The organism is Nocardia sp. CA-145437, from assembly GCF_050956485.1.
Lineage (GTDB): Bacteria > Actinomycetota > Actinomycetes > Mycobacteriales > Mycobacteriaceae > Nocardia.
Window position 1 is genome coordinate 1,195,656 of sequence record NZ_CP191204.1, and the last position, 20,516, is coordinate 1,216,171.

Genomic DNA, 20,516 nt, shown 5'->3' on the forward strand with positions numbered 1-20,516 from the left:
GTCAACAGTCCTGCCGCAGAACGGGAATGCGGCTAACGTTGCTACATGACTGGACCGACGCCCCTCACTCTCGCCTCGATCCGCCAGGCTCCCAAGGCGGTCCTGCACGATCACCTCGACGGCGGGCTGCGACCCGCGACGGTGCTGGAGCTCGCCCGCGCCGCCGGATACGACCAGCTACCGGCAAGCGACGCCGAATCCCTCGGCGCCTGGTTCCGGGACGCGGCCGACAGCGGCTCGCTCGAACGCTACCTGGAGACCTTCGCCCACACCGTCGCCGTCATGCAGACCCCCGAAGGTCTGCGCCGGGTCGCTCGCGAATGCGCCGAGGACCTCGCCGCCGACGGCGTCATCTACGCCGAGGTGCGGTTCGCGCCCGAACAGCACATCGAGGCCGGACTCACCCTCGACGAGGTCGTCGAACACACCATCGCCGGATTCCGGGAAGGCGAGGCGGCCGCCGCCGCGGCGGGCACCCCCATCACCGTGGTCTGCCTGCTCACCGCCATGCGGCACGCCGCCCGCTCCCGCGAGATCGCCGAACTCACCGTGCGCTGGCGCGACCGCGGTGTCGGCGGCTTCGACATCGCGGGCGCGGAAGCCGGCTACCCGCCCAGCCGCCACCTCGACGCCTTCGACTACATGCGGGCCAACCTCGCGCACTTCACGATTCACGCGGGCGAGGCGTTCGGGCTGCCGTCCATCCACGAGGCCGTCGCCTTCTGCGGCTGCGAACGACTCGGGCACGGCGTGCGCATCACCGACGACATCACCGACGGCCCCGACGGGCCGGTCCTCGGCGTGGTCGCGAACTACGTCCGGGACATGCGGATTCCGCTGGAACTGTGCCCCTCCTCGAACGTGCAGACCGGGGCGGTGCCCTCGCTCGACAAGCACCCGTTCGACCTGCTCGCGCGGCTGCGGTTCCGGGTCACCGTGAACACCGACAACCGGCTCATGAGCGACACCACCATGAGCAAGGAGATGCTCAAGCTGTCGGAGACCTTCGGGTACGGCTGGAGCGATCTGGAACGGTTCACCATCAATGCCATGAAGTCCGCGTTCATCCCGTTCCCGGAACGACTGCGGCTGATCGACGAGGTGATCAAGCCCGGCTACGCGGTGCTGCTGGGATAGCGCCCGCCGGAAAGCGATTCGAGCCGCACCCACGGGGGTGCGGCTCGAATCGTGTCGGGGGTCGGACCGGGTCAGCCCTTCTGCAGGCGGGCCTCGAAGACCGACTCCAGCGCCTTCCACGCCTCCGACTCGGCCTGGAACGGCGGGTTCGGGGCCATCCGGGTCGGGTCCGGGTTCAGCAGGTAGGAGACGTACCAGCCCAGGGGAGTGGAGACCGCCAGCGCCGACTCGACGGCGTCGTCATCGGCGTAGTCGGCGGCGTCGGTGAACAATTCGACCGCCAGGTCGAGCTGATCGGTGTCCACGGACTTCGGGCCGGAGGCCAGGTCCTCGGACAGACCGGGCAGCACGTAGACGTTCTCCTCGTCGACCTCCACCTCGAGCGAACCGTCCACGGCGGCGGTCTGCACCTCGCCGTAGGTGCTCACCCGGGCCAGGTCGTGATCGTGGTCGTCGGCCAGGTAGCGGGCCAGGGCGCGCTCGGAACCGAAGACCGTGATCGAGCCGTCCTTGCCCAGGAAGATGGGCTCGTCGTCGACGTAGCAGCGCAGCGTGAAGAAGGTGCCGTCCGAGGAGATGATCTTCACCGGGTCGATGCCGACCTCGTGCCAGAAGGACGGCTCGCCCTCCTCGTCGTCCTCGTCCAGGTCGACGTCCTCGATCTCGTCGTCACCCTCGGCCGCGTCCTCGGCGTCGACGATGTTCTCCTGCGCCGCAAGCAGTTCCGCCTCGGCCACCGAGACCGCGTCGGCGTCCACGTCGGGCACCGTCACCACCGAATCGATGGCGTCGATGACGGCTTCCCAGTCCTTGGCGATGGCCGCGCCGATCTGGTCCCACAGCTCCTCGCCCTCACGCCCGAGGAAGGCGCTCACCCCGCCGGCCAGCGCGCCCAGCACCGGGTGCGAGCCGAAGAACTTGGTGACGGGGTCGAGTTCGCACACGTCGCCGATATTGCGGACCATCTCGAGGGTCTCCTCGAGCTCGGAGACCACCTCCGGGTCCGGGTCGTCGGCGGCCAGCTCGGGCACGCCGACCAGATCGAAGACGAACTGCTCCTCGGGCTCCAGCTCGGCCGCCGACAGACCGGCGATGATCTTCCAGGCCGGATGATCCACCAGATCGTTGTCGGAGTTGGTGCGGATGAACGCGGCCAGCTCCGCGACGGAGTCGAAACCGTAGAGGTCTTCCTCGTGACCGAGGAATGCCTGCCACTCATCGTCACCGTCTCGCCAGCGGGGTGCCCAGAGGGTGACAAGATCGCCTTTGGTCAGGCCCAGCGCGATCGGGACGATGTCTCCAGAAGCCATGACCGGAAGCCTATCCAGTCGTCGCGTCAGGCACTATCCGGGTCGCCCCCAACATTTTTTGGAAATCAGCGCGTCGTTCAGGCGGGTGATGATCCGGGCCCGCTGCGCGGTCGCCTCGGCGGCGGCCCGCCGCGCCGCCCACAGGATCAGCCGGGAGACCTCGGCCGGAGGCCGGGACGTCACCGATTCGGCCAGCCACAGGCCGGTCAGCGCGCCGTGGGCGTCCACCTCGGCGGTGACCGAACCGTCCTCGGCGACGCAGCGGCCGCGCACTCCGCCCAGGTCGCGCAGGGCCGCTTCGAGGGCTTCCAGCTGATCGTTGACGCCTCGGACCAGGGCGTCCATCTCGGCGCTCATCGGTTCCGCAACCAACCGGCCCGGCCGGTGTCGGCGTCGTCGAGCCGATCCAGCTCGTCCACCGCGGCCTGGCGGGCGGGCAGGCCGAGCCGGTCCAGGACCGGGTCCGGCACCCCCGTCGCGGCCAGCTGTTCGCGCCGCCGCGACCGCGCCACCAGCGCGGACCGTCGGGTCAATCGGAGGATCTCGTCGGCGAGAGCCTGTGCGCCGTACCGGTATTCACCGCGCTCGAACCGGATCTCGACCGGCATGCCCTGATCGGTGGCCGACACCGTCACCGTGCCCGCCCGATTTCCCGACGCCGCGACCGTCACCGGCGGCACCTGCGCCGATTCCCGCCGCGCGCTCATGCCGTCGGCCTGTAGAAACCGAGGAAACGCATGCCCGAATTCTCCGTTCGTATCGGTCCGATCTGGACGGGATCGCCCGCCTCCACCAACTGCCCGTTCCCGATCACCATCGCCACGTGCCCGTCCCACACCGCAAGATCACCGGGCATCAAGCCCCCTGGACCGACACTGGGATGCCCGAGCCCCTGCTCCTGCGCCAGCCGCGGCAGCGAAACCCCCGCCTGCCCATAGGCCCACTGCGTCAGCCCACTGCAATCCACCCCCACCCCGGGCGTCACCCCACCCCACACATACGGCGTCCCCACCGCACTCAACGCCCTCCGAACCGCCTCCGCCGCCTGCTCGTTCGGCGCCTCCACCCGACTCCCGTCCGGCAATGTCACCCACACCCCACCCGGGTGCGTCCCGCCGCCCGGCGAATCATGGCCGACCCCGGACGACTTCGGCGTGAACGCGGACGCCGTGGTGGTCCGCACACCGCCCGGCGAGTGCCCGGTCCCGAGTAACGTGCGCCCGACAGCCGTGATCGTGTCACCGCCACTCGTGACCGGATCGCCGGTCGAGGTGGCTGGGCTGACATGAGGCCACCGGTCGCCGGGGTGCGTGCCCGCCGAAGCCGGGACGGTCTCCACCGCTTCTGGTGACGGGCTCACCGCCGGAGCAGCGCCCGTCCCGTCCGGCAGCGGATTCGCGCCGGCGGGACCGGTGCCCTCATCGACCGGAACACCCGCGATATCGCCCGGCGCATCGCCCCCGGGAGTCACGATCGCCGGTGCCGGAATCGGACCGCTCAATTCCGCCATGGCAGCCGTCTCACTTGCCAACTCCGCCCGCACCCGTTCGACGACCCGCACCGCTCGGCCGATGTGGTCGATCGCGGACTCGACAGCGGCCGTCGTCCCGCCCGGCGTATCCGCACTCGCTCCGAGCGCAGCCAACTCGGCCCGGAACGCCCGCAGAATCTCCTCCAACTCCCGCCGCCCGTTCGCGACCTCCGTATCCGCACGCTCCAGGATCTCCGCCATCGCCTGCCCGCGTTCGGACGCCGTCGCCGCCATGGTCCGCGTCCGCAATGCGTTGTCCAGCGCCGCATCCCCGGCCCGCCCCCGCCACGCGTCGTACATCCGATCGACACTGCCCCGGCTCTCCGCGTGCGCCTCATCGACGACCCGCACGGTCTCCCGCAGCACGTCGGCGGTGGTGCCGCGCCCGGACCCGAAACTCCGCAGCAGCTCGACGATCGGCCTCTCCAGCTCCGACGCCGTCACGTCATCGCTCATCGACGAACCCCCGGCCGAATTGCCCTGTCCATCCGCCCCTTTCGGTCGGCGCCGCGACCTCGGCTCCGCCGGGGAGGCCCGCCGACTTGCGAGCCGGACCCCGAGCCGCCCGCGGGATCCGGCCACCGACCGTCGGAAAGTACTGGGGGACGGTGAAATCCACGGGGGTCGGGCAGCGTCGGCAGGGCCGCCCAAACAGCGGTGATGGTCCGTGGCCGGGTCTGCTGCCCCGGTGGCGTGGACGTGCGCCCGGCTCCGCAGCGGCGCGCGGCTCGGTGGCGCGGCATCCGCCCGTGAACGAATCACGGCTCTTCGTAAGCGTTCGGTTGGCACGCCCGCCGGGGTCGCGCCGAATCAGCATGTTTGCCGCGCAGGGTCTTTGGGGTGACGCGATCATGCGTCCAGCTCGGTGGTGGCGCGCAGGGCAGCGGCGCGCGGCCCGACGGTGCGGCGTCCGGCGGTGGACGAATCGCGGCTCTTCGTGCGGCGCGTGGTCGGTACGCACGGCGGCGTCGCGGTGAATCAGCATGTTTGCCGCGCAGGGTCTTTGGGGTGACGCGATCATGCGTCCAGCTCGGCGGTGGCGCGCAGGGCGGCGGCCCGGGTGTGGTCGTGGTCGGTGTAGGTCGTCGCGGCGGTGTCGGTGGCGGCGCTGGTGGCGGTGAAGAGGGTGGTGAGGTGGGTCAGGGTGGTCGTGTGGGTGGCGTGGGCGGCGGCGTAGGCGGTCAGCAGGTCGGCGCCGATCAGGCCGAGGGTGTCGGCGAGGGCGGTGGGGGCGGCGGTGGCGGCGTGGGTGGTGGCGGTGGTGAGGCGGGTGGCGAGGGCGGTGGTGGCGGTCGCGTAGGTGGTCAGGCCCTCGGGGTGGATCGAGACGTGCATGGGTGCCCCCTTCTTGCCCGGTCGGCGGGCGGAAATGTGGTGTACCGGGTTGGACGCGGGTGGGGGCCGGATGGTTCCCGGTGGGGAGAATCGCGGTGGAGGGATCTTCAGGGCGGGGGCTGACCTATGGTTTTCCTATGCGCACACTCGTTGTGGACCATCCGCTGGCGGCCGCGTTGTTGACCACCATGCGAGACGCTCGGACGACCAATCCGACTTTCCGGGCGGCGCTTCGGGATTTGACGGGGATTCTGGTGTACGAGGCGATGCGGGACGCACCGGTCGAGCGGTTTCCCATCGCCACGCCGGTGGCCGCGGCGGAGGGGGCGCGGTTGAACGCGCCGCCGCTGCTGGTGCCGGTGCTGCGGGCCGGCCTGGGGATGGTGGAGACGGCGGAGAATCTGATTCCGGACGCGCGGATCGGGTTCGTGGGGCTGGCCCGCGACGAGGAGACGCATCAGCCGACGCCGTACATGGAGTCACTGCCGGAGGACCTGTCGACCACGCCGGTGATGGTGCTGGATCCGATGCTGGCGACCGGCGGATCCATGGTGTACACGCTGGATCTGCTGGCGACGCGCAAGGCTCGTGACATCACCGTGGTGTGTGTGGTGGCCGCGCCGGAAGGCATTGAGGCGCTGGAGAAGTCGGGACACGCCGTGCTGCTGGTCACCGCCTCGGTGGACCGTGGCCTCAACTCCGACGCCTACATCGTGCCGGGTCTCGGTGACGCGGGGGACCGCCAGTTCGGGCCGCGCTGAATCACTCCCAGGCCGCACCGAACCGCTCCCGGGCCGCACCGAACCGCTCCCAGGCCTGCGCCGAACCACTCCCGGGGTGCGATTCCGGAAGTGGTCGCGGCAGCGGCTCAGAGCTGCTGGAAGTACTTGCGGAGTTCGGCGAGCCGCTGCGCGGCCACCGCTTTCGCGTCGTCGAGCGCATCCGGCCCCGCCACGGGTTCGAACGCTTCCAGATAGCACTTGAGCTTGGGTTCGGTGCCGGACGGGCGCACCACCACCCGGAACGAGTCCGCCTCGAAAACCAATGCGTCGGTACGCATCCGCCCCCGGAGCTGTGCCATGTCGGTGCAGGTCACGGGTTCCCCGGCGATCTCGCGCGGGGGTGTCTCCCGCAGTCGCGCCACGACGTCCGCGGCGGCCGCCGCATCGGCCAGACGCAGTGACACCTGGTCGCCGGCGTGGACACCGAACTCGACCGCGTACTCGTCGAGGACGTCGAGCACGGTGCGGCCCTGCGCCTTCAGCTGGGCGACCAGATCGGCGGCGACGACCGCGGCCGAGATGCCGTCCTTGTCGCGCACGGCGGACGGATCGACGCAGTGCCCGATCGCCTCCTCGTACGCGTAGACGAGCCCCTCGCCCGCGCGGGCCAGCCACTTGAACCCGGTCAGCGTCTCGGCGTACCGCGCTCCGCGAGCGGCGGCGATCTTGCTGAGCAGCCGTGAGGACACGATGGTGGTGGCGACCAGGGCGTCCGGGGCGGCGGTCCGCAGCACGAAATCGCCCAGCAGCACCCCGGTTTCGTCGCCGCGCAGCATCCGCCAGCCATCCGGCCCGCGCACGCCGAGCGCACACCGATCCGCGTCCGGGTCCAGCGCGATGGCGAGGTCGGCGTCGAGCCGTTCGCCCAGATCGAGCAGCAGATCCGCCGCCCCCGGCTCCTCGGGATTCGGGAACGCCACGGTCGGGAAGTCCGGGTCCGGCGCGAACTGTTCCGCGACCACCAGCACTTCGTCGAACCCGGCGCCTCGCAGCGCGGCGACGCCCAGCTCCCCGCCCACGCCGTGCATGGGGGTCAGCACGATCCGGATATCGCCGCGCCGCCGGACATCTCGCGTGGCCGCGGCGGGATCGTCGGCGGTCGCCTCGATGTCCTCGATGCTGAGTGGTGCGTCGCCGCCGATGAGGCGGGGCAATCGGGTGACCCGGGCCAGGTACCGGCGGACGATCTCCGCGCCGATCGCGTCCGGCGGGGTGCCCCCGGGCAGTGCGAGCCGCTCGGGGTCCGGGGCGGTCGGGTCGGGGTCGGTGCGGGGGATGTGGCCGTGGATCGCGTCGATGCAGCGCTCGATCTCGGTGTCGGCGGGCGGGACGATCTGTGAGCCGCCGTCGAGGTAGACCTTGTAGCCGTTATCGGTGGCCGGATTGTGCGAGGCGGTGATCTGCACGCCCGCAACGGCTTTCAACTCCCGCACCGCGAACGCGACCACCGGGGTCGGCACCGGGCGGGGGAGCGCGAGCACGGAGAATCCGGCCGCGGCGAAGACTTCCGCCGCCGCGGTGGCGAATTCGTCCGAGCCGTGCCGGGCGTCGCGGCCGACGATGACGATCCCGCCGCCGAGACAGCGGTCGCGCAGCCACGCGGCGATGCCCGCCGATGCCCGCGCGACGGTGTCGATGTTCATGCCGTCCGGGCCGTCCTGGAGAGGACCGCGCAGCCCGGCGGTTCCGAAACGCAGCATGCCCGCGCGCCTAGAGGCGTTCCAGCACGCCGCGCAGCAGCTTGCCCAATCTCGGTGCGGCGGCGTGGCCTTCGGCCAGGACTTCGGCGTGCGAGAGGTGCTGTCCGGTGACGCCCGCCGCCAGATTGGTGACCAGCGAGATGCCGAGCACCTTGGCCCCGCCCTCGCGGCAGGCGATGGCCTCGAGCACCGTGGACATGCCGACCAGGTCCGCGCCGATGGTGCGCAGCATGCGGATCTCGGCGGGGGTCTCGTACTGCGGTCCGGTCAGGCCCGCGTACACGCCTTCGGTGAGGCTGGGGTCGATTTCCTTTGCCAGCGCGCGCAATTCGGGATCCCAGGCGTCGACCAGGTCGACGAAGTTCGCGCCCTCGATGGGGGTGCGGCCGGTGAGATTGATGTGGTCGCTGATCAGCACGGGCTCGCCGACCGACAGCCCGTCGCGAATGCCGCCCGCCGCGTTGGTGAGCAGTACGGTCTGCGCACCGGCGGCCAGTGCGGTGCGCACGTTGTGAACAACCTTGCTCGGCTCGTGTCCCTCGTAGAGGTGCTGGCGGCCCATGAGCAGCAGCACGGGCGAGTCGCCGACGTGCACCGAATGGATGGTGCCCTGATGTCCCTGCGCGGTGGGCGATCCGAACCCCGGCACCTCGGCCATGGGGATGGATGTGGATGGTTCGCCGATCTCGGCGGCAGCTTCCTGCCAGCCTGATCCCAGCACCACGGCGACGCGATGCTGCTGCACTCCCGCACGTTCGGCAATGGCTGCGGCGGCTAGTTCGGAAACCCCGCCCATGGCCTTCTCGGCTAGCATGTCGCCGAGTCTAATTGCCTCCGCTTCGCTACGGCTGTTCGCGGCCCTCGTAACCCCCGTCTTCCCTCCTCGGCTCCTCCGCTTCGCTCCCCCGCTCCAAGGCGGAGGTCTATTCCAGCCGCAGTCCAGACCTGGGCGGACCGCGAACCTGCGAGGCTTGCTACCCGCGAGTAGCAAGCCCTTTTGTGGGCGTTACCCTCTGCGCATGGCGTATTTGAAGCGTGACGGGGATGTGTTCGTGCTGTTCCTCGGTACCGAGGGTCAGACCATCGACAGCGAGAACCGTTTCCACCCGGACTGGATCACCGAGGTCCACGCGCTGCTCGACGAGGTCGAGGCGTCCGAGGGCCCGGCCGCGCTGGTGGTCACCGCCAACGGCAAGTTCTTCTCCAACGGCCTCGACACCGACTGGCTGTTCGGCAACTTCGACAAGAACTGCTGGTACCTGGACCGCGTGCACTCGCTGTACTCCCGGCTGCTGACCTTCGGCATGCCGACCGTGGCCGCGGTGAACGGGCACGCCTTCGGCGCGGGCGCCATGCTCGCCACCTCCTGCGACTTCCGCGTCATGCGCGCCGACCGCGGCTTCTGGTGCCTGCCCGAGGTGAATCTGGGCATGCCGTTCACGGTCGCCATGAACGCGCTGCTCACCAACCGCCTGATCAACCAGGTCGCGGTGGAGGCCATGACCACGGGCCGCCGCTACGGCGCGGACGACGCCCTCGCGGCCGGAATCGTGGACGCCAAGGCGGACGCTGAGTCGTTGCTGGCCACCGCCATCGCCCGCGCGGACCTGCTCAAGGGCAACCGCAAGCCGAACCTGCCGGTCATCAAGAAGGCCCTGCATCAGGTGGCGCTGGCCGGGCTGGCGGTGGAGACCACCCCCGAGAACCTGGCGTTCAACCCGTAACCGACGGCCTACACCGGAGATTTTCCGGCTTACCTGCTGCGACAGAGTTGCGCGGCAGTGCGAGACTGTTGAGATGTCACCATCGCGCAACGGCGATGACCGGAGATCCTGCGCACCGATCGGACGTCCCGAGACGTCCGTGTCGTCGTCGCATCGTCCGGCCGTGGCATCGGCCGATCCGGCGTTGCTGGCCGCGGCCGATGCCGCGATCGCCGGCTACCGCGATCAGCTGATCGCGCTCTCGCACGACATCCACTCCGAGCCCGAATTGGCATTCGAGGAATTCCGGAGTGTCGCCAAGACGATCGAGCCGCTGCGCGAACGCGGATTCCGCATCGAATCGGGTGTGGCGGATCTGCCGACCGCATTCACCGCGGAATTCGGCAGCGGTGAACTCGTTGTGGGTATTTGCGCCGAATATGACGCTTTGCCCGAAATCGGTCACGCCTGCGGCCACAACATCATCGCCGCGTCCGCGGTGGGCGCGGCGCTCGGGCTGGCCGCCGTCGCCGACGCCTGCGACATCACCGTGAAGGTGCTGGGCACCCCGGCCGAGGAGTCGGGCGGCGGCAAGGTGCTCATGCTGGACCGCGGCGTGTTCGACGACCTGGCCATGGCCATGATGGTGCACCCGGGCCCGGAGGACATCGCCGGCGCGCATTCGCTGGCCCTCGCCGATCTCTCGGTGGTCTACAGCGGCCGCGAATCGCATGCCAGCGCGGCGCCCCAATACGGCCGGAACGCGCTCGACGCCGTCACCGTCGCGCAGGTTGCCCTGGGTTTGCTGCGTCAACATCTCCTCCCCGGGCAGCAGCTGCACGGTATAGTCGGGTCGGGCGGCGTCGCCCCCAATATCGTGCCCGGTCACGCGGAACTGCTGTATTACCTACGTGCGGTCGACTCCGCGACCCTCGACGATCTGATGCAACGAGCATCGGCTTGTTTCGAGGCAGGTGCCCTGGCAACCGGATGCACCCACGAAATCCGGAAGCTCGCGCCGACATATACCGAGCTCACTCCCGATAGCGCACTACTGTGTGCCTATCGCGAGCAGATCACCGCGCTCGGCCGCGAGCCCATCGCCCCGGAATTCGAGGCGGCACGGCCGCTGGGCAGTACCGATATGGGCAACGTCACCAACGTCATCGCCGGTATTCACCCGGTCATCGGCATCGATGCCGGAGGCGCGGTGACCCATCAGCCCGCCTTCGCGGCGGCCGCGGTCAACGCCTCGGCCGACCGTGCGGTGCTGGACGGGGCAACGGCGTTGGCCCGCACGGCGATACATATCGCAGGCGACAAAATGCACAGGGACAGGTTGTCGGAGAGAGTCGGTCAACGGCAGTTTCAGCGACAGGAGGACATTCGGTGAGCACAACCGGCCGGTCCCGGGCGGGAGCGTCAGGCCCGGAGGCGGCAGCTCGCGCGACCACACAGGGCCCCGCGAGCGCCCCGACGTACGCCGCGCGGGTCAACGGGCCACTCGCGGCGTCGTGCGTGACCACGCAGCCGCCGTCGGGCGTCGCGGGCGAACCGGTGTCCGGGCACGAGGCGGTGGAGTCCTGGCTCGCCGAGCACATGGACGACCTGATCGCGTGGCGTCGCCACATCCACGCCAACCCGGAACTGTCCCGAACCGAGTTCGCCACCACCGAATTCGTGGAGTCCTGGCTGGTCAAGGCCGGTCTCGAACCCCGCAAACTACCGAGCGGCACCGGCCTGATCTGTGACATCGGCCCCGACGGCCCGCGCATCGGCCTGCGCGCCGACATGGACGCGCTGCCGCTGCAGGAGTACACGGGCCTGCCGTTCGCCTCCACCGTGCCGGGCGTCTCGCACGCCTGCGGGCACGACGCGCACACCACGATCCTGCTCGGCACCGCGCTCGCGCTGGCCGAGATCGAGGACCTCCCGGTCGGCGTGCGGCTGGTGTTCCAGCACGCCGAGGAGGTCATGCCCGGCGGCGCCGTCGACATGGTCGCCGCGGGCGCCATGGAAGACGTCTCGCGCATGTTCGCGCTGCACTGCGACCCGCGGCTGGAGGTGGGCCGGGTCGGCATCCGGACCGGCGCCATCACCTCGGCCGCCGACACCGTCGAGCTGGTGCTCGATTCCCCCGGCGGCCACACCTCCCGCCCGCACCTGACCAGCGACCTGGTCTACGCCATGGGCACCGTCATCACCGGCCTGCCCGGCCTGCTCTCGCGCCGCATCGACCCGCGCACCAGCACGGTCATGGTGTGGGGCGCGGTGTCGGCGGGCAAGGCGCCCAACGCGATTCCGCAGACCGGCATGCTGACCGGCACCGTCCGCACCGGCGATCACGCCACCTGGTCCCTGCTCGAGCCCATGGTCCGCGAGATCGTGGAGGGGCTGCTCGCCCCGACCGGCGTGCGCTACCAGCTCAACTACAAGCGCGGCGTGCCGCCGGTGGTGAACGACGAACAGGCCGTGCGCATGTTCGAGGACGCGATCCACGGCCTCGGCCCGGACGGACTGGCCGACACCCAGCAGTCCGGCGGCGGCGAGGACTTCTCCTGGTACCTGGAGGAGGTGCCCGGCGCGATGGCCCGGCTCGGCGTCTGGTCCGGTTCGGGGGAGCAGCTCGACCTGCATCAGCCGACCTTCGACATCGACGAGCGCGCGCTCGCGGCGGGTGTCCGGGTGTTCACCAATATCGTGCTGAACGCCCGCTGACTTCGGGCGTTGCCGAAACGTTGAAGCCGGTCCGCACTGAAAAGTGCGGCCCGGCTTCATGTTCGGAGACTGCCGCGACCGCGCACGGCCGGTTTACTCGGCCTTGGCCGCGATGTCGCCCCAGGCGTGCCAGCGGTCGATCTCGATCCAGACCGAGACGCGCTTCTGATCGCGGACCGGGTACTGGCCGCCGGTGTAGTGCTCGGCGATGCGGTCGATGACCGAGGAGTCCGGGTCGTTCTCGATGGAGGCGATGCGGCCCTGGATGCTGACGTGGCTGTACCAGTTGTCGCCTTCCAGCACGGTCAGCGTGACCCGCGGGTCCTCGCGCAGGTAGTCCAGGCGCTTGCGGAAGTCGGCCAGGTTCACCAGGATTCGGCCGTTCTCGTACAGGTACCAGGTGGCGACCGACACCGGCTGCCCGTCCGGGCGGTTGGAGGCGAAGACGGCCGGGTTGGGGCGGGCCAGGAATTCGGCGATCGGGGCGGGGACGGGCGTGGCGGGCATCGGCTTCCTCTTTCGACGGTTCGAAGATCGTTCCGATTCCCGCAACACCGCTGCCGCGCCGAATCTTCCGGCACGGTGCGCGGCGCCCGATCGGATACTTACATACCGAAGGTGCCGGGGCCCACGTTCTTGCTGTTGCGGGTGCGTAGCGCGTGCACGTAATCGCCTGGCGCGCCCGCCTTCTCCGCGGCGTCGGAGATGACGCCGATGTAGCGCGCGGACGGCAGGCCGCCCTCGTAGGCGTCCAGGACGTAGAGCCAGGCCAGGACCGGTGTGGGCGTGGGGCCCTGGTTCGTGGTGACGCGCAGGCGGATCTTCTTGTGGATACCGAAGTCCGAACCCTCCCAGCGGTCGAGGCTGAGCTCGTCGTCGTCGGGCACGTCGTAGAGGACTACGAAGACGCGTTGCCCGGGCTCTTCGACCACCGTCGCCAGCGGTCCCTCCCAGCCGATGTCGTCCCCGGCGAAGGTGAGTCGCCACCCTTCCAGCCAGCCGGTTCCGTACACAGGGGAGTGCGGACAGCGCTTGAGCATCTGCTCGGGATCCATGTTGGACCCGTAGGCGGCGTAAATCGGCACCATAAGAGCCTATCGAACATTCGCCCTAAGGCTCCCCTGATCCCGATCACAAGGCGGTTCGTCCCCGAATGACCGATTGCCGCGCGATCGCCGGATTGCGTAAAACTGCCGTTCGGAGGTGATTCACCGGGCTGCCGCATCGGGTTCGCGCGACTCTCCGGCCATGACGGCCGACGTTCACGAATGGGATGCGCCACAGTGACAAAATCATCCGGAGATGCGGTGATAGCGGCACGGAGCTGGGCGGATAACGTTAAGGACCGGCATCGGAGATCCCGAGGCCGGAGCTCGAGCGGAGGAACAATGACCCGCATTGCGATCATCGGTGGCGGTCCCGCCGGTTACGAGGCGGCACTGGTAGCGGCGCAACACGGCGCGCCGGTCACGCTGATCGACAGTGACGGCATCGGCGGCGCGTGCGTGCTGTGGGATTGCGTGCCGTCCAAGACCTTCATCGCCTCCACCGGTGTGCGCACCGATCTGCGCCGCGCCCGGGACCTGGGCATCACGGTGCATCCCTCGCAGGCGCAGGTGCGTCTCGCCGAGGTGAACTCCCGGGTGAAGGCGCTGGCGCAGGCGCAGTCCTCCGATATCCGCGCCAAGCTGATGACCGCGGGCGTGACCGTGCTGTCCGGCTACGGCGAACTCATCGACCAGGCCCCCGGGCTGGCCACCCATCTGGTGAAGGCCACCCTCGAGGATGGTCAGCAGCGGGTCATCGAGGCCGAGGTGGTGCTGATCGCGACCGGCGCCAGCCCGCGCGTGCTGCCCGGCGCGGAGCCCGACGGTGAGCGAATCCTGAACTGGCGTCAGCTCTACGACCTCGAGGAACTGCCCGAGACCCTGGTGGTCGTGGGTTCCGGTGTCACCGGCGCCGAATTCGTCTCCGCCTATACCGAGATGGGCGTGCAGGTGAAGGTGGTCTCCAGCCGCGACCGCGTGCTGCCCGGTGAGGACGCCGACGCCGCGCTGGTGCTGGAGGAGGCGCTCGCCGAGCGCGGTGTGGAGCTGGTCAAGCATGCCCGCGCGGACGCGGTGGAGCGCACCGCCGAGGGCATCGTGGTCAAGCTGTCCGACGGCCGCACGGTCACCGGCACCCACGCGCTCATGACGGTCGGTTCGGTCCCGAACACCAACGGGCTGGGCCTGGATCGGCTCGGCATCGAACTCGACAAGGGTGGTTTCCTGCGCGTGGACCGGGTGTCGCGGACCACCGCGCCGGGCGTGTACGCCGCCGGCGACTGCACGGGCTTGCTGCCGCTGGCCTCGGTGGCCGCCATGCAGGGCCGCATCGCCATGTATCACGCGCTGGGTGAGGGCGTGCAGCCGATTCGCCTGAAGACCGTTGCCTCCGCGGTGTTCACGCGCCCGGAGATCGCGACGGTCGGCGTCGCGCAGACCGCCATCGACGAGGGCGAGGTCCCCGCGCGCACGGTCATGCTGCCGCTGAACACCAATCCGCGGGCCAAGATGTCGGGCCTGCGACGGGGTTTCGTGAAGATCTTCTGCCGTCCCGCCACCGGTGTGGTGATCGGCGGCGTGGTGGTCGCGCCGATCGCGTCGGAGTTGATCCTGCCGATCGCGCTGGCGGTGCAGAACAACCTCACGGTGAACGATCTGGCGCAGACCTTCTCGGTGTATCCCTCCCTCACCGGATCGGTCACCGAGGCCGCGCGGCAGCTCATGCGGCACGACGATCTGGACTAGCCGCAACGTGTTTCGCACCCCTTTGTCACCGGCCCGTCTTGCTGCCTTGTCTCCCTTGTGATTAAGTTCGCGGCGGAAGCGATCGGCAGGGCGGTCGCGAGTGTTACGTATCGGGGGTGATCGTTTCCCTCCGTTCGGTGCTCTTCGATGCCCAGGCTGATCGTGCCGCCGAGGGACGAAGGAATTGAGCGAAACGTGAAGCACCGCAAGCCGAGTCGGATCAAGGCGAGCACCTCCCTGACGCTGGCCGGTGCGGCCGCGGTGGTGTCGCTGCTGTCCGCGCCCGCCAGTGCCGCCCCCGCCGACCCGGGCGCCGTACCGGCCGATCAGCAGCAGCCCGACGGCGCGCAGCCGCCCGCCGACACTCCCACCCCGGACCCGAAGGCGCAGTCGGTTCCCGCGCCGAAGCCGGAGAAGACGCAGCCGGGCACCACCAAGCCGCAGCAGAGCCAGCCGGGCGTCACCACACCCACCACGCCGAACAACTCCGCGCCGGACAACGGTGCGGACAAGCCGGATTCGGGTCAGCCGCAGGGCGCGACCCAGCCCGACGGCACCACCACCCCGAAGCCGGACGCCAACGCGCCCAAGCCGGATGCCAACGCCCCCAAGAACGATCCGGGCGCGCAGCCCGCGGGCACCAACCCGGGTCAGCCGAAGTCGGTGCGCCCGTCGCAGCCGGGCGTGACCGTGCCGCGTGTGGCGCCGCTGCCGGTGCCGGGCCAGTCGACCCCGGCCCAGCCCGCGGTCGTCACCCCGCAGCAGGACGCGGCCACCCCGCCGTCGACCCAGCCGGGCACCACCGTGCCGGCGCAGCCGGGCACCCAGCCGGTCAAGCCGAACGACCGCAGCGCGGACCCGGCGGTCACCACCCCGGCGCAGAACCCGGACGCCGACACCATGACCGGCCCGCAGACGGTCACCCCGCAGGCGAAGCCGCAGTGGCAGTCGCCCGCGGTGGACGCGGCTCCGGCCGCCCCGGTGGTCGCCATGGCCGGTCCGCACTCCGAGCTCGGCGTCAACCTCGACGGCGGCGCGGTGCTGCCGGGCTGGGCCGCCAACACCCACCACTTCAGCAACCTGGACGGCTACGTCGGCACCATCGGCTACACCACGCCGGGTGGGCTGGGCGAGGCCGGCATGTCACTGGACTTCACCACGGTCAACCAGATCAAGGTGACGGCGTTCGCGGGCAGCGGCCCGGACAACGACCAGAAGGTCGAGTTCGTGCTGGACACGGCCGCGGCCAATGCCGCCAAGGCCAATGCCGAGAACTTCATCCGCCTGCTCCCGGGCGGAGCCACGGTGCTCGAGGCCGCCGCTCAGATTGGTAGGCTCCCCGAAGGTGACCGGCCGTCGCAGTCGATCGACATCGGTGGCGTGACCGCGCAGACGGGTGGTTCGGTCCAGTACTGACCGGCCGTTCGAATACACCGGGAACGGTGCCGGTAGGAGCAGTGTCGTCGCGTGGGGCGGTCGGTAGCGACCGCCCCACGCGTCTGTGGCGAAAGGACGGGTGATGGTTTCGGGCAAGGACGAACCCGCGGACCGTCAGGCATCCGAGGGGGGAGCGCCGGAGTCCGAGTTCGGGCCCTCGCTCAATGATTTCGGGCCGTCCCTCAACGATTTCGGTCCGGCCCCGGTCGCCGACGGCCCGGGTTGGAGTCCGGCCCCGGGTCCGCAGAGTCCCGATCTGGCCTGGCGCCCCGCGGGCGCGCCGCCGCAGTATCGGGCCCCCGACGCGTGGCAGCCCGCCACCGGGCAATATCCGGCGGCGACCGGACCGTCCACGGGCCAGTATCCGGCCGTGAACCCCGCGGCGCAGGTTCCCGCCACCCCCGACGTCGAAGAGACCGTCAAGATCCCGGCCGGCGGGCCGCAATCGGCCGCCGTGGACGTGGAGCGGACGACCAGGATCCCCGAGGCCGATTCGGTGGCCGCGGAACGGAATTCGGCCCCGGCCGAGACCGACGGGTCCGCCGACTCCTGGTGGCGGTCCGCACCCAGCGGTTTCCCGCCCGCGCCGCCGGCGGAATCGGCCGCGGGGCAGGAGGAGTCGCTGTCCTGGGCCGACGATCCGATCGCCAAGGCGCTCGCACCGAAAACTACTGTCCCGCAGCGTAAACCGGAACCCGAGCCGCGGTCGTGGCGCAAGATCGGGCTGATCGCGGGAGCGGCGGTGACGGTGCTCGCGGTGGCCGGCGGCGTCACCTTCGCGCTGACCCGGGGCGGCGCCGACACCGCTCCGACGGCCGGGGTCACCACCGGCAAGCCCTCGCCGACCGTGGCGGCGCTGAGCTGTCCGGCCAAACGGGACGGCAAGCTCACCATCGGCAACGGCGCGGGCGGCACCGGCAGCGGCGTGGACGCGATTCTCGGCTTCCAGTACGCCTTCTACGTGGACCGCAGCGGCGCGAAGGCGCACTCGTTCGTGGTGCCCGGCGCGACTACGGTGGCGCCCGCCGAGGTCATGCAGGCCAAGGGCATCGATCCGCTCAAGGCCGGCACCACCTACTGTCTGAAGATCGTCGAGACCGGCCCGGAGGCCTATGACGTGGACATCACCGAGCACCGGGTGGACGGCACCACCGAGGTGTACGTGGAGCACATCAGAACCACGGTGGTCGACGGCAAGCATCTGATCCAGTCGATCGAGTAGGCCGGGGCCGGCCGGGTCCAGGCCCTGGAAACTGGACCCGACGTCTCAATATATGGGATATCGATTTCATATCCTGGTCGCCGTGTGACATGGTGGGATTTCGCATACCCCGGCGTTCCCTCGGAGGTGGTTCATGTCCGCGACCTTCCCGCCCCTCGCGCGGCGGCTCGACGGCCTGCAGAGCTCGGCGATCCGTGACCTGCTCAAACTCACCTCGCGCGCGGACATCATCAGCTTGGCCGGAGGTCTGCCCGACGCCGAACTCATGCCCCGCGACCGCATCGCCGCGGCCGCCGACGCCGCCCTGTCCGACCGCGCCCGGTTGCAGTACACCGAGTCGCCCGGCTGGGGTCCGCTGCGCGAGGTGCTGGCCGTCCGCGAGTCCGCCCGGCTGGGCCGTCCGGTGCCGGTCGAGGAGATCTTCGTGACCCACGGCTCGCAGCAGGCGCTGTCGCTGCTGTCGGAGGTGCTGCTGGATCCGGGTGCGCTCGTCGTGGTCGAGGATCCCGCGTATGTCGGTGCGCTACAGGTCTTCCGGGCCGCCGGGGCTCGCATCGAGGCTGTTCCCTTGGATGCCGAGGGCATGCGCATCGACGCCCTGCGTGAGCTCCTGGACGCCGGTGAGCGGCCCGCCGTGGTGCACACGGTCAGCAACTTCCACAACCCGGGCGGGGTCACCCTGGTCCCGGAGCGCCGCCGTGAGCTGGCGGAGCTGGCCGAGCGGTACGGCTTCTGGATCATCGAGGACGACCCGTACGGCGAGCTCTGGTTCGATCGGCCCTCACCCGCGCCGGTCGCGACCTACTCGCCCAACGTGATCCGCCTGTCCAGCGCGTCCAAGATCCTGGCCCCCACGCTGCGCGCGGGCTGGATGATCGCGCCGACCCAGGTCTGCCGCGCGGTGGAACTGCTCAAGCAGGGCGCGGACCTGTGCGGTTCGGCCCTCACCCAGCAGATCGCCGCCGATCTGCTCGCCGACACCGATTGGCTTGCCGCCCATGTGGATTCGGTGCGCCAGGTATACGGCGCCCGGGCCGAGGCGCTGGTCGGCGCGGTGCGGTCCCGCTTCGGGGACCGCGTGGTCAGCACCGACGCCTCCGGCGGCATGTTCGTCTGGGTCGACTTCACCGACGGCACCGACACCGCGGCCCTGCTGCCGCGCGCCCTGGACGCGGGCGTCGCCTACGTGCCCGGCAACGCCTTCGCCGTCTCCACCGACTACACCCGCTCGATGCGCCTGTGCTTCACCACCTCCGGGGAAGCCACCCTCGAGCAGGCGGTCGATCGGCTGGCGGCGGCTCACGCCCAGTCGTAGGTGCGCTCCACCGCCTTGTTCCACTCGCGCAGCAGGTGGTCGCGGTCGGCGGCCGGCATGTTCGGGGTCCAGCGCTTGTCCTCGGCCCAGTTGGCCCGGATGTCGTCGGTGGAGGACCAGTAGCCGACGGCCAGGCCCGCCGCGTAGGCCGCGCCCAGCGCCGTGGTCTCGGTGACCACCGGGCGCACCACCGTGGCGTCCAGGATGTCGGACTGGAACTGCATGAGCAGTTCGTTGGCGACCATGCCGCCGTCCACCTTCAAGGTCACCTTCTCGACGTCGAGGCGCTGCGCGTCGGCGTCGGCGCGCATCGCGTCGATGACCTCGCGGGTCTGGAAAGCCGTGGCCTCCAATACCGCTCGCGCCAGATGACCCTTGTTCACGAAGCGGGTCAGGCCCGCCACCACGCCGCGCGCGTCCGGCCGCCAGCGCGGGGCGAACAGGCCGGAGAAGGCGGGCACCACGTACGCGCCGCCATTGTCGGCGACGGTGCGGGCCAGCGGCTCGATCTCCTCGGCCGAGGAGATGATGCCGAGATTGTCGCGCAGCCACTGCACCAGCGAACCGGTGACGGCGATGGAGCCCTCCAGCGCGTACACGGCGGGCTGGTCGCCCAGCTGATAGCAGACCGTGGTGAGCAGGCCGTGCTCGCTGAACACCGGGGTGGTGCCGGTGTTCATCAGCATGAAATTGCCGGTGCCGTAGGTGTTCTTGGTGTCGCCGGGGGACAGGCAGGCCTGGCCGAAGGTGGCGGCCTGCTGGTCGCCGAGAATGCCCGCCACCGGGACCCCGGCCAGCGCGCCGGCGGTGATGGGCGCGTAAACCTCTGAGCTGCTGCGGATCTCGGGCAGCATGGCCATCGGGATGTCGAACTCGGCGCAGATCCGCGGGTCCCAGCGCAGGGTGCGCAGATCCATCAGCATGGTGCGCGAGGCATTGGTGACGTCGGTGATGTGCTCGCCGGTCAGGTTCCACAGGATCCAGCTGTCCATGGTGCCGAAGCACAGTTCCCCGGACTCGGCGCGCAGCCGGGCGCCCGGCACGGTGTCCAGGATCCAGCGCAGCTTGGGTCCGGCGAAGTAGGTGGACAGCGGCAGTCCGGTGCGGTCGGCGTACCGGTTCGGGCCCTGGTCGCCGGCCAGCAGGGTGGTCAGGTCGGCGGTGCGGGTGTCCTGCCAGACGATGGCGTGGTGGATCGGCTTGCCGGTGGCGCGTTCCCACACCACGGTGGTCTCGCGCTGATTGGTGACCCCGGCGGCCGCCACGTCCGACGCCCCGATTCCACAGGCCTGGAGGGCCTCGGCGATCACGGATTCGGTATTGCGCCAGATGGATTCGGCATCGTGCTCGACCCATCCGGGTTTCGGGAAGATCTGCTCGTGTTCCCGCTGGGCGACTCCGGCGATTCGGCCCTGCTGATCGAAGACGATGCAACGACTCGACGTCGTGCCTTGATCGATGGCGGCCACATAGCGACGCATTGATCGAGGCTAACCGACGACAGCCCGGCCGCCGGGCTAGTGTGGGCTACGGT

General features: G+C 70.1%; 19 protein-coding genes. 9 read left to right on the forward strand and 10 right to left on the reverse strand.

Annotation, left to right across the window (positions count from 1 at the left end):
* Positions 1-45: 45 nt before the first annotated feature.
* Positions 46-1,137, forward strand: coding sequence for an adenosine deaminase (locus ACQPYY_RS05230; RefSeq protein ID WP_379105446.1), 1,092 nt, complete (start codon positions 46-48; stop codon positions 1,135-1,137).
* Between the two features lie 71 nt (positions 1,138-1,208).
* Here ACQPYY_RS05230 and ACQPYY_RS05235 read toward each other — a convergent pair whose 3' ends face one another.
* The 5 genes from ACQPYY_RS05235 to ACQPYY_RS05255 all read right to left on the reverse strand — a co-directional run bounded on the left by ACQPYY_RS05235 (position 1,209) and on the right by ACQPYY_RS05255 (position 5,313).
* Positions 1,209-2,447 carry a primosomal protein gene (locus ACQPYY_RS05235; protein ID WP_379105448.1) on the reverse strand — a complete coding sequence of 413 codons (1,239 nt, stop codon included), beginning with the start codon at positions 2,445-2,447 and terminating at the stop codon, positions 1,209-1,211.
* 33 nt (positions 2,448-2,480) lie between these two features.
* Complete coding sequence (locus ACQPYY_RS05240) at positions 2,481-2,804, reverse strand: YbaB/EbfC family nucleoid-associated protein (RefSeq protein WP_433592935.1); 324 nt, start codon at positions 2,802-2,804, stop codon at positions 2,481-2,483.
* Positions 2,801-3,154 (reverse strand): hypothetical protein, encoded by a 354-nt coding sequence (locus tag ACQPYY_RS05245; RefSeq protein ID WP_433592936.1) that lies wholly within the window; start codon positions 3,152-3,154, stop codon positions 2,801-2,803. Before ACQPYY_RS05245 ends, ACQPYY_RS05240 begins: the two co-directional genes overlap by 4 nt.
* A complete protein-coding gene (locus tag ACQPYY_RS05250; protein WP_433592937.1) occupies positions 3,151-4,434 on the reverse strand; it encodes an NlpC/P60 family protein in 1,284 nt (427 codons plus the stop codon). Before ACQPYY_RS05250 ends, ACQPYY_RS05245 begins: the two co-directional genes overlap by 4 nt.
* A 561-nt stretch (positions 4,435-4,995) precedes the next feature.
* Positions 4,996-5,313 carry a type VII secretion target gene (locus tag ACQPYY_RS05255; protein ID WP_433592938.1) on the reverse strand — a complete coding sequence of 106 codons (318 nt, stop codon included), beginning with the start codon at positions 5,311-5,313 and terminating at the stop codon, positions 4,996-4,998.
* A 137-nt stretch (positions 5,314-5,450) separates the two neighbouring features.
* Between ACQPYY_RS05255 and upp the strand changes: the two genes are divergently transcribed.
* A complete protein-coding gene (upp, locus tag ACQPYY_RS05260) occupies positions 5,451-6,074 on the forward strand; it encodes a uracil phosphoribosyltransferase (protein WP_379105459.1) in 624 nt (207 codons plus the stop codon).
* A gap of 107 nt (positions 6,075-6,181) precedes the next feature.
* Here the strand turns inward: upp and ACQPYY_RS05265 are convergent, their stop codons facing one another.
* Both ACQPYY_RS05265 and ACQPYY_RS05270 read right to left on the reverse strand, forming a co-directional pair.
* On the reverse strand, positions 6,182-7,795 hold the full coding sequence (locus ACQPYY_RS05265; RefSeq protein ID WP_433592939.1) for a phospho-sugar mutase: 1,614 nt from the start codon (positions 7,793-7,795) through the stop codon (positions 6,182-6,184).
* 10 nt (positions 7,796-7,805) lie between these two features.
* A complete protein-coding gene (locus ACQPYY_RS05270) occupies positions 7,806-8,609 on the reverse strand; it encodes a purine-nucleoside phosphorylase (RefSeq protein WP_433592940.1) in 804 nt (267 codons plus the stop codon).
* Positions 8,610-8,814: 205 nt separating this feature from the next.
* Here ACQPYY_RS05270 and ACQPYY_RS05275 point away from each other — a divergent pair, with 205 nt between their 5' ends.
* The 3 genes from ACQPYY_RS05275 to ACQPYY_RS05285 all read left to right on the forward strand — a co-directional run bounded on the left by ACQPYY_RS05275 (position 8,815) and on the right by ACQPYY_RS05285 (position 12,216).
* Positions 8,815-9,519, forward strand: a complete 705-nt coding sequence (locus ACQPYY_RS05275) for an enoyl-CoA hydratase/isomerase family protein (protein ID WP_379105465.1) — start codon at positions 8,815-8,817, stop codon at positions 9,517-9,519.
* A 184-nt stretch (positions 9,520-9,703) separates the two neighbouring features.
* Positions 9,704-10,891 (forward strand): M20 family metallopeptidase, encoded by a 1,188-nt coding sequence (locus ACQPYY_RS05280; protein ID WP_379105700.1) that lies wholly within the window; start codon positions 9,704-9,706, stop codon positions 10,889-10,891.
* A gap of 206 nt (positions 10,892-11,097) precedes the next feature.
* Complete coding sequence (locus tag ACQPYY_RS05285; RefSeq protein ID WP_433594568.1) at positions 11,098-12,216, forward strand: M20 family metallopeptidase; 1,119 nt, start codon at positions 11,098-11,100, stop codon at positions 12,214-12,216.
* Positions 12,217-12,309: 93 nt separating this feature from the next.
* On the opposite strand, the gene ACQPYY_RS05290 is transcribed toward ACQPYY_RS05285, so the two are convergent.
* Both ACQPYY_RS05290 and ACQPYY_RS05295 read right to left on the reverse strand, forming a co-directional pair.
* Positions 12,310-12,723, reverse strand: a complete 414-nt coding sequence (locus tag ACQPYY_RS05290; protein WP_379105467.1) for a PPOX class F420-dependent oxidoreductase — start codon at positions 12,721-12,723, stop codon at positions 12,310-12,312.
* A 98-nt stretch (positions 12,724-12,821) separates the two neighbouring features.
* Positions 12,822-13,301 carry a gamma-glutamylcyclotransferase gene (locus ACQPYY_RS05295; protein ID WP_357282179.1) on the reverse strand — a complete coding sequence of 160 codons (480 nt, stop codon included), beginning with the start codon at positions 13,299-13,301 and terminating at the stop codon, positions 12,822-12,824.
* 303 nt (positions 13,302-13,604) lie between these two features.
* Between ACQPYY_RS05295 and ACQPYY_RS05300 the strand changes: the two genes are divergently transcribed.
* The 4 genes from ACQPYY_RS05300 (at position 13,605) to ACQPYY_RS05315 (ending at position 18,982) form a co-directional block, all read left to right on the forward strand.
* Positions 13,605-15,008: an NAD(P)H-quinone dehydrogenase gene (locus ACQPYY_RS05300; RefSeq protein WP_433592941.1), complete on the forward strand. Its 1,404-nt coding sequence runs from the start codon at positions 13,605-13,607 to the stop codon at positions 15,006-15,008.
* A gap of 195 nt (positions 15,009-15,203) precedes the next feature.
* On the forward strand, positions 15,204-16,424 hold the full coding sequence (locus ACQPYY_RS05305) for a hypothetical protein (protein ID WP_433592942.1): 1,221 nt from the start codon (positions 15,204-15,206) through the stop codon (positions 16,422-16,424).
* A 103-nt stretch (positions 16,425-16,527) separates the two neighbouring features.
* Complete coding sequence (locus tag ACQPYY_RS05310) at positions 16,528-17,667, forward strand: hypothetical protein (RefSeq protein ID WP_433592943.1); 1,140 nt, start codon at positions 16,528-16,530, stop codon at positions 17,665-17,667.
* Between the two features lie 133 nt (positions 17,668-17,800).
* Positions 17,801-18,982 carry a PLP-dependent aminotransferase family protein gene (locus tag ACQPYY_RS05315; protein WP_433592944.1) on the forward strand — a complete coding sequence of 394 codons (1,182 nt, stop codon included), beginning with the start codon at positions 17,801-17,803 and terminating at the stop codon, positions 18,980-18,982.
* Here ACQPYY_RS05315 and glpK read toward each other — a convergent pair.
* Positions 18,967-20,463, reverse strand: a complete 1,497-nt coding sequence (gene glpK, locus ACQPYY_RS05320; RefSeq protein WP_379105480.1) for a glycerol kinase GlpK — start codon at positions 20,461-20,463, stop codon at positions 18,967-18,969. The two genes, ACQPYY_RS05315 and glpK, sit on opposite strands and share 16 nt — an antisense overlap.
* Positions 20,464-20,516: the final 53 nt, after the last annotated feature.